Here is a 1,770-nt window from a genome sequence, read left to right as displayed (position 1 = left end):
GACGCTGTTGGTAAATCCAGGGGCCTGCGTGACGACGGCCTGCACGACCCCGTTGGGGTTGTGCAGGCGTCGTCGTGTGTGGGGTGGGTTCGTGTCGTTGCATGGGGTGGATCTGGCGGAGATTCCGGAGGAGACCGCGCGGCTGGCGCGTGCGGTGTTTCCGAAGGGGTGTCTGGTGATGCGGGTGCGGGATGCGCTCGGGCCGGTCTTCGCCGATGCCGACTTCGCGGAGTTGTTCCCGGTGCGGGGGCGGCCGGTGGTCTCGCCGGCGCGGCTGGCGCTGGTGTCGGTGTTGCAGTTCGCGGAAGGGCTGACCGACCGGCAGGCCGCGCACGCGGTCCGTTCGCGTCTGGACTGGAAGTACGCCCTGTCGCTGGAGCTGGCCGATACGGGGTTCGACTTCTCCGTGCTCAGCGAGTTCCGGTCCCGGTTGGCCGAGTCGGATGCGGGGCGGGCGGTGTTCGACGCGGTGCTGACTGCCGCCGGGGAGGCCGGGCTGGTCAAGGCGGGTGACCGGCAGCGCACGGACGCCACCCATGTCCTGGCCGTGACCAGGGATCTGAGCCGGCTGGAGTTCGTGGTCGAGACTCTGCGAGCCGCTTTGAACCAGATTGCCGAGGCGGCCGGGGACTGGCTCGTGGCGTTGGCTGCGCCGGAGTGGTTCGACCGGTACTCGGCCCGGCCGGAGGACAGCCGTTTCCCGTCCCGGTGGGCCGCCCGGATCGAGCACGGCGACCAGTGCGGGGCCGACGGCATGGTGCTGCTTCAAGCGGTCTGCTCGGCATCGGCACCGCCCGGACTGCGGCATCTTCCCGCGGTGGAGTTCCTCCGCCAGACCTGGGTACAGCAGTTCCACCGCGTCGACGGCGCCGTGCGCTGGCGGGAACCGAAGAACACCCCGCCTGGCCTGATCCGCTTACGCACCCCGCACGAGCCGGAGGCCAGGACCGGAGCGAAACGGGATCTGGGCTGGTCCGGATACAAGGTCCACCTCAGCGAGACCTGCGAGCCCGACGCCCCGCACCTGATCACCCACATCCACACCACCCCGGCACCGGTCAACGACGTCGCCGTGCTGGAGGACATCCACACCGCCCTGGCCGAACGCCGACTGGTGCCGGACGAACATCTGGTGGACGCCGGATACGTCGACGCCGAGCAGATCCACCACGCCCGCCGTGATCACAGCATCACCCTCGTCGGACCGGTCGGGAAGAACACCGTCCGGCAACAGGCGACGGGCGACTTCTTCGACAGCACCCGCTTCACCATCGACTGGGAGCAGCGCCAGGCCGTCTGTCCCGGCGGCCACACCAGCGTTCAGTGGCGAGACGCCCAGAGTCACCGCGGCACTCCGGTCACCCGCGTCCGCTTCGCCGAACGGCACTGCGGCCCCTGCGAACTGCGGACCTCCTGCACCAACGCCGAAACCGGCCGCAACCTGACCCTGCGGCCGAAGGCCGAACACGAGATCCTCCAGCAGGCCCGCACCGAGCAGGACACCGACCACTGGCGCCGCCGCTACGGACACCGCGCCGGCGTCGAGGGCACCATCTCCCAAGGCGTCCAGGCGTTCGGCCTGCGCAGATCCCGCTACCGCGGCCTCGCCAAAACCCGGCTGCAACACCACTTCACCGGCGCCGCCGTCAACCTCGCCCGCATTGATGCCTGGCTCACCGGCCGCCCCCTCGCCCGCACCCGAGTCTCACCCTTCGCAGCACTCCGCCCCGCTGGATGAGATCCAGCGGGGCGGATTTACCAACAGCGTCC

1 protein-coding gene is annotated in these 1,770 nt (G+C 70.1%); it reads left to right on the top strand.

Annotation, left to right across the window (positions count from 1 at the left end; genetic code table 11):
- The first annotated feature begins 91 nt into the window (after positions 1–91).
- Positions 92–1,738 (top strand): IS1182 family transposase, encoded by a 1,647-nt coding sequence (locus MKW14_RS40620; protein ID WP_240871802.1) that lies wholly within the window; start codon positions 92–94, stop codon positions 1,736–1,738.
- Positions 1,739–1,770 lie beyond the last annotated feature (32 nt).

It is taken from the genome of Streptomyces gilvus (genome assembly GCF_022513565.1).
Taxonomy (GTDB): Bacteria; Actinomycetota; Actinomycetes; order Streptomycetales; family Streptomycetaceae; genus Streptomyces; species Streptomyces gilvus.
This window is presented reverse-complemented; position numbering and strand designations above follow the sequence as displayed.